Annotated in this window: 6 protein-coding genes; 1 reads left to right on the top strand and 5 read right to left on the bottom strand. The window is 77.6% G+C overall.

Annotated elements, in window-relative coordinates:
• Positions 1–52: 52 nt before the first annotated feature.
• The 5 genes from ACRYR7_RS23420 to ACRYR7_RS23400 form a co-directional block, all read right to left on the bottom strand.
• On the bottom strand, positions 53–1,303 hold the full coding sequence (locus ACRYR7_RS23420; RefSeq protein ID WP_432574620.1) for a beta-ketoacyl-[acyl-carrier-protein] synthase family protein: 1,251 nt from the start codon (positions 1,301–1,303) through the stop codon (positions 53–55).
• An 88-nt stretch (positions 1,304–1,391) separates the two neighbouring features.
• Positions 1,392–1,637, bottom strand: a complete 246-nt coding sequence (locus tag ACRYR7_RS23415) for an acyl carrier protein (RefSeq protein ID WP_432574619.1) — start codon at positions 1,635–1,637, stop codon at positions 1,392–1,394.
• Positions 1,638–1,739: 102 nt separating this feature from the next.
• A complete protein-coding gene (locus tag ACRYR7_RS23410; protein WP_432574617.1) occupies positions 1,740–2,783 on the bottom strand; it encodes a beta-ketoacyl-ACP synthase III in 1,044 nt (347 codons plus the stop codon).
• The gene (locus ACRYR7_RS23405) at positions 2,780–3,745 is read right to left on the bottom strand and encodes an ACP S-malonyltransferase (RefSeq protein WP_432574615.1); all 966 of its coding nucleotides are present in this window, start codon (positions 3,743–3,745) and stop codon (positions 2,780–2,782) included. The genes ACRYR7_RS23410 and ACRYR7_RS23405 overlap by 4 nt, the downstream gene beginning before the upstream one ends.
• A 215-nt stretch (positions 3,746–3,960) precedes the next feature.
• Complete coding sequence (locus ACRYR7_RS23400; protein WP_432574614.1) at positions 3,961–5,214, bottom strand: PucR family transcriptional regulator; 1,254 nt, start codon at positions 5,212–5,214, stop codon at positions 3,961–3,963.
• Positions 5,215–5,385: 171 nt separating this feature from the next.
• Here ACRYR7_RS23400 and ACRYR7_RS23395 point away from each other — a divergent pair, with 171 nt between their 5' ends.
• Entirely contained in the window at positions 5,386–6,060 is a 675-nt protein-coding gene (locus ACRYR7_RS23395; RefSeq protein ID WP_432574613.1) for a hypothetical protein, read from the top strand.
• Positions 6,061–6,789 lie beyond the last annotated feature (729 nt).

Here is a 6,789-nt window from a genome sequence, read left to right as displayed (position 1 = left end):
GCCGGGCCCCGCACCCGGTGGGTGCGGGGCCCCGCTGCGCGCCGGCCGCCCGTCAGGCGGAGGCGAACACCACGCTGACGTTGTGGCCGCCGAAGCCGAACGCGTTGTTCAGGCCCGCCAGGCGCCCCGCGGCCGGCAGCGGCCGCGGGTCCTTGCGCACCACGTCCAGGGTCACGTCCGGGTCGAGGTCGTCGACGTTGATCGTCGGCGGGGCCATCCGCTCGTTGAGCGCGAGGATCGTCAGGATGCTCTCCACCGCGCCCGCCGCGCCCAGCAGGTGACCGGTCATCGACTTGGTCGCCGACACCGCGATGCCGTCGGCCGCCGCGCCCAGCGCCAGGCGCAGGCCCTTGTCCTCGGCCACGTCCCCGGCGGGGGTGGAGGTGGCGTGGGCGTTGACGTGCGCGACGTCCCCGGCGTCCAGGTCCGCCGCGCGCAGCGCGTCGCGCACCGCGCGGCTGACGCCCGCGCCCTCCGGCTCGGGCGCGGCCACGTGGTGGGCGTCGGCCGACAGCCCCGCCCCCAGCAGCTCGGCGTGCACGCGCGCCCCGCGGGCGCGGGCGTGCTCCTCGGACTCCAGCACCACGATGCCCGCGCCCTCGCCCAGGACGAAGCCGTCGCGCTGGGTGTCGAAGGGGCGCGAGGCGTGCGCCGGGTCCTCGTTGCGGCGCGAGAGCGCGTGCATCGAGGCGAAGGAGGCGATGGGCAGCGGGTGGATCGCCGCCTCGGTGCCGCCGGCGATGACCACGTCCGCGCGCCCGCTGCGGATCATGTCGGCGCCGTAGGCCAGGGCCTCGGCGCCCGAGGCGCAGGCGCTGACCGGGGTGTGCGCGCCGGCGCGGGCGGTGAACTCCAGGCTGATCGCCGAGGTGGGGCCGTTGCCCATGAGCATCGGCACCGTCAGCGGCAGGACGCGGCGGGCGCCCTTCTCGCGCAGGGTGTCGTAGGCCGTCAGCAGGGTCCAGATGCCGCCGATGCCGGTGGCGACCACCGAGGCCAGCCGCAGCGGGTCGACGTCCGGGGTGCCGGCGTCCGCCCACGCCTCGCGGGCGGCGATGACGGCGAACTGCTGCGAGGGGTCCAGGCGCTTGATCTCGCGGCGCTCCAGGACCTGGGCGGCCGGCACGGCCGCCTGCGCGGCGAACGTGACGGGCAGCTCGAACTCGGCGGTCCACGGCGCGTCGATGGGGCGCGCGCCGGACCGGCCGGCGAGCGCGGCCTCCCACGTGGAGCGCACGTCGCCGCCGAGCGGTGTCGTCGCTCCCATCCCGGTGACGACGACGCGGCGAGCGGTCGCGGTCATGGTCGGTCAACTCCTTCTCGAGCGGTGACGGCTGCGGTGCCGGGCCGGCCCGCGGGGTGCGGGCCGGCCGTGCGGCGTTGCGGGCTGCTCAGCCCTGGGCCTGGGAGATGTAGGCGACGGCGTCGCCCACGGTGCGCAGGTTCTTGACGTCCTCGTCGGGGATGCGCACGCCGAACTTCTCCTCGGCGTTCACGACGATGGTCATCATCGACAGGGAGTCGATGTCCAGGTCGTCCGTGAAGGACTTGCCGGACTCGACGCTGTCGGTGGGCAGGCCCGTCTCCTCGTTGACGATCTCGGCGAGACCGCTGAGGATCTCCTGCTCGCTGGCCATGCGGGGCTCCTTCGGTGGGGGTGCCGGGGGTGCCGGTCACCTCGTGGGCCTGGTGCGCGGGTGCAGCGCCCAGGGGTCTGGTGGTGGGCCGCCGGGGGCGGCTCAGGGCAGGCGCACGACCTGCGCGGCGTAGGACAGGCCGGCGCCGTAGCCGATGAGCAGGGCCAGCCCGCCGGAGGGGGCGTGCCCGTCGGCCACCGCGCGCTCCATCGCCAGCGGCACGCTGGCGGCGGAGGTGTTGCCCATGTCGACGATGTCGCGGGCCACGTGCACGGACTCCGGCAGCTTGAGCTGCTTGACCATCGCGTCGATGATGCGCGCGTTCGCCTGGTGCGGCACGAAGACGTCGATCTCCTCGGCGCTCACGCCCGCGGCGTCCAGGGCGCGCTGGGCCACCGGGGCCATCTGCCACACCGCCCAGCGGAAGACGGACTGGCCCTGCTGCTCCAGGTAGGGCCACTTCTCCGGCTCCTGGGCGGCTGCCTCGGCCGCCACCGGGTCCACGGCCGCCGCGCGGGAGGCGCGCAGGTCCAGCCAGGAGAACTTCGAGCGGATCGCGTCCGCCTGCGAGCCGTCCGAGCCCCACACGGTCGGGCCGATGCCGACCTCGGCGGAGACCCCGACGACGGCCGCGCCGGCGCCGTCGGCGAACAGGAACGCGGTGGAGCGGTCGTGCTTGTCGGTGAAGTCGGACAGCTTGTCCACCCCCACCACGAGCACGTTGTCGGCGGTGCCGCCGCGCACGAGGTCGCTGGCCAGCGCGATGCCGTGGCAGAACCCGGCGCACCCGGCGGAGACGTCGAACGCGGCGGCCGGGGTGGCGCCGAGGCGGTCGGCGAGCACGGCGGCGGCGGCCGGCGTCTGGTACGGGTACGAGACGGTGGCCAGCACGACCGCGTCGACGTCGGAGCCGGTCAGGCCCGCGGCCGCCAGCGCCTTGGCCGCGGCGTCCTCGGACATCTCCACCACGCCGACGTCCTCGGCCGCCCAGCGGCGGGTGCGGATGCCGGTGCGCTGCTGGATCCACTCGTCGGAGGAGTCGATCCAGGTGCACACCTCCGCGTTGTCGATCACGCGCGGCGGGCGGTGGGCGCCGACGCCGAGGATGCGCGAGTGGCGCGCGGCGGGGGTGCGGAGGTCGGTCACTGTGCGGCTCCTGCGCCGGCGGTCGCGGCCGGGGCCGCGCCGTGCTCGGCGATCACGGTACGGGCCCGCTCGAGGTCGGCGGGCGTCTTCAGGGCGAGGACGTCGATCCCCTTCAGCTGCCGCTTGGCGAGGTTGGCCAGCGTCCCGGCGGGGGCCAGCTCGATCAGCGCGGTGACGCCGAGGCGGCGGAACGCCTCGGTGCACAGGTCCCAGCGCACGGGCCGGCTGACCTGGGCCACCAGGCGGCGCAGCAGCTGCGCGCCGTCGGTGACGAGCTCGCCGTCGGCGTTGGCGGCCACGGGCACCGAGGCGGTGCCCGGCTCCACGCCCGCGGCCAGCTCGCGCAGGGCGCCCTCGGCGGGGGCCATGTGCCCGGTGTGGAAGGCGCCGGCCACCTGCAGCGGCACCACGCGCGCCCGCGCCGGCGGCTCGGCCGCCAGCGCGGCCAGCGCCGGCACCTCCCCGGCGGCGACGACCTGCCCGCCGCCGTTGTCGTTGGCGGCCGTCAGGCCCAGGCGCCGCAGCAGGTCGGCGACCTCGCCGGGGTCCCCGCCGAGCACGGCGCTCATGCCGGTGGGCCTGGCGGCCGCGGCGGTGGCCATGGCCCTGCCGCGCTCGCGCACCAGCACCAGGGCCTGCTCGGGGCTCAGCGCGCCGGTGGCCGCGGCGGCCGTCAGCTCGCCCACCGAGTGCCCGGCCACGGCCCCGGCCACCCGGGCCAGCTCCTGCGGGCCCGCCACGAGCTCGCGCAGCGCCACCAGCCCGGCGGCGACGATGAGCGGCTGGGCGACGGCGGTGTCGCGCAGGGTCTCGGCGTCGGAGACGGTGCCGTGGGCCACGAGGTCGTCGCCGACCACGGCCGAGGCCCAGCGCAGCCGGTCGGCGACGCCGGGCAGCTCCAGCCAGGGGGCCAGGAAGCCGGGCGACTGCGAGCCCTGACCGGGGAAGACGAAGACGAGCACGCGTCGAGACTGCCCTGCGCCACCTGGTGTTCACGGTCACGACGCTCACGGACTTTCCCGGTGACAGTTGTGGGAAACCTACAAGGCGGGCTCGCCGACCCCGCCCCGGCGGCACCGTGCGTGCAGCGGACGTCACAGCCGCCCCGCCCGCCCCGCGCCCCCGGGCCGGCCCCGCGCACCCCCGGGCGGGCACCCGGACGAGCACCCGGGCGCCCTCAGGAGCCGGGGCGCGCCCCCTCGCGGCCGCTCGCCGGCCCGGTCTGCGCCAGCCGGCCCAGCGCCAGGGCCACCTGCAGCACGAAGCGCTCGCGCGGCTCCATCGGCGTCCAGCCGCACACCTCGCCGACTCGGCGCAGGCGGTAGCGCACCGTGTTGGCGTGCACGAACAGCGTGCGCGCGCACGCCTCCAGCGACCCGCCCGACTCCAGGTAGGCGGCCAGCGTCTCCAGCAGCGAGCCGCCGGCGCCCGCCAGCGGCACGTACGCGCGGTCCACCAGGGCCCGGCGCGCGGTGGCGTCGCCGGACAGCGCCCGCTCGGGCAGCAGGTCGTCGGCGTCCACCGGCCGCGGCGCGCCCGGCCACCCCCGGGCGGCGACCACCCCGGCCAGCGCCGCGCGCGCCGAGCGCGCCGCCACCGGCAGGGAGGGCACGGTGGGGCCGACCACGACCGGCCCGGGCCCGAACTCCGCGGCGGCCAGCTCCTCCGCGGTCGCGCGCACGTCCGCCACCCCGGAGAGCACGACGACCAGCCGGTCGCCCTGCACGCCCACCAGCGCCTCGCCCCCGGCGGCCCGGGCCCTGCGGCGCACCCGGGGCACCACCGCGCCGGGGGCCTGCTCGCCGGAGGCGCCGATGACGACGGCCGTGGGCGCGTCCAGCGTCCAGCCCAGCGCCGCCGCCCGGGAGGCGATGGTCTCCTCCCCGTCCCCGCGCAGCACCGCGTCCACCACCAGGGCCTCCAGGCGCGCGTCCCAGGCCCCGCGCGACTCCGCCGCCCGCGCGTACACCGCGGCCGCGGCGAAGGCGACCTCGCGCGAGTAGCGCAGCAGCGCCTCGCGCGCGCGCACCTGCTCACCGGGGCGGGCGTCGCCGACGACGGCGTCCAGGCCCTCCTCCACGACGGTGATGGCGGTGCGCACCAGCTCCACCGTCTGCTGCAGCGTCACCGAGCGCATCAGCTCGCGCGGGGCGGTGCTGAAGACCGCGGTCGCGGCCAGCACGTCGGGGTCGGGGTCGTTGAGCCAGCGCACGAAGTCGGTGAAGCCGGCCTGCGCGACCAGGCCCACCCAGGAGCGCTCGTCCGGCGGCAGCGCGGCGTACCAGGGCAGCGCGGTGTCCATGCGCCCGGCGATGGCGGAGGAGAACGTGCCGGCGGCCGCCTCCAGCCGGTGCACCGTCTCCGCCGAGACGCCCGGCTGCGCGGTCGGCGGCTCCGCGCCCGCGGGCGGGTCGGACGGGTCGGCGGCCACCTCGCGAGCGTACGGCCGGTGCGCGGCGACGGGCCGCCGCGGGGCCCCTGGGCTAGGGTTCGAGCGCGGTGTCCTCCTCTCGCACCGGCGCCCGCCGGCCCCGGTGGCCGGCACCGCAGGACGCGTCGCGATCCGCCGCGGGAGGCGACGGGGACGCCAGGGAGGGGACGTATGGGACTGCTCGACCGCTGGCGCCGACGCCCCGAGCACGACGCGGGGGCCGGTGAGGCCGGCCGTCGCCGGCGCCGCCGCGAGGCCCCGGCCGCCGTGCCGGGGGAGGCCGCGCTGCGCGAGACCCTGCACGAGGACCCGAACGACGAGGCCGCCTTCGCCGCGCTGGTGGAGACCGTGCGCACCCGCGCGGCCGAGGCGCACGTGGCCGACAACCCCGCGGAGGGGCACGAGGCCGAGGACGCCCGCCGCGCCGCGGACAACGCCGTGTGGGCGCTGGCCGAGGAGCTGGCGCAGAGCCCCAAGGCGTGGCGGCCGCTGCTGGTCATGGGCCGGCTGTCGCTGGCGGACGACCGCGAGGCGGCGCTGCGCCGGCTGGGCATCGCGGCCGAGCGCGACCCCTCGGGCCGGGCGCTGGCCGAGGCGCTGGCGATCCTGCGCGAGGCGCACATGAACGACGACGCCCTGAGCCTGGGCGTGGGGCACTGGCGCCCGCGCGAGCACGACGTGGAGGCCGGGCGGCACCTGGTGGCCGCCGCCATCGACTCCGGCCGCCTGGCCGAGGCGCGCCGGCACCTGAAGGCGCTGGGGGAGCACCCCGACCAGGGCCGCGTGGCGCCGCTGCGCGCGGAGCTGGAGGACGCCATCGCGCGGGCGGACCGGGCCCGGCGTTGACGCCCCGACCGGCCCGCCGCGCCCCGGCGCGGCGGGCCGGGGCGGTCGCGGGGGCCGCTCCTGCGGGCCGCCTCCGGCCGCTCGACCGCGGCACGACCGTGACGCACCGGCGTGGGTTGAGCACGTGCGGTGAACGCGCCCGGAGCGCGCCGGGACGGCGCGCCGGCCGGGCGCCGATCGCGCCACCACCGCGCCACCGCCTTCCTGGCGCGTTGTTGACGCGCACGTGACCTGCTGGTGACGCGCACGTAACGCGGTGACCTCACGAGGTCAAAACTGCATCAAATGTCACGCCGTTAGCCCGTTCGAGTGGTTGACAGCTCTCACACAGGCCGAGAAGGTGTGCTCACCCACAGCCGACGGGGGGCTCGTCGAGGGCGCGGTGGGGTGGAGCTCCAACAGTCGGGCTGCAGCACCTCCCCCCGTTGACCGACGTCAAGCCTCGGCCGTCAGGTGGTGCCTCGTGCATGCAGAGACCTTCGTCCCGATCTCGACCCCCACGATCGCGGGTGCGCCGCCGTCGGTGCGCATCCCCGCTTCCCGGCGACCCGCGTCCGTGCCCGTGAGCACCACCCCGGCCGGCACCCCGGCCGGCACCCCGGCCCGGACCACCGTCCTGGTCCACGCGGTGCCCCCCGTCTCCGCCCACGGCATCGCCGCCGCCGCCCAGCAGCACGGCATGCACGGCGAGCGCGTGCGCGACCTGGCCGAGCTCGAACAGCGCCTGGC

It is taken from the genome of Kineococcus gurbantunggutensis, assembly GCF_050871925.1.
GTDB lineage: Bacteria > Actinomycetota > Actinomycetes > Actinomycetales > Kineococcaceae > Kineococcus.
The sequence above is the reverse complement of the archived record's forward strand: the minus strand, read 5'-3'. Positions and strand labels throughout refer to the sequence as shown.

Excerpts from the sequence above, each read along its gene's own strand:
- ACRYR7_RS23395 (WP_432574613.1), top strand. The coding sequence starts at position 5,386 with ATGGGACTGCTCGACCGCTGGCGCCGACGCCCCGAGCACGACGCGGGG.
- ACRYR7_RS23420 (WP_432574620.1), bottom strand. The coding sequence starts at position 1,303 with ATGACCGCGACCGCTCGCCGCGTCGTCGTCACCGGGATGGGAGCGACG.
- ACRYR7_RS23415 (WP_432574619.1), bottom strand. The coding sequence starts at position 1,637 with ATGGCCAGCGAGCAGGAGATCCTCAGCGGTCTCGCCGAGATCGTCAAC.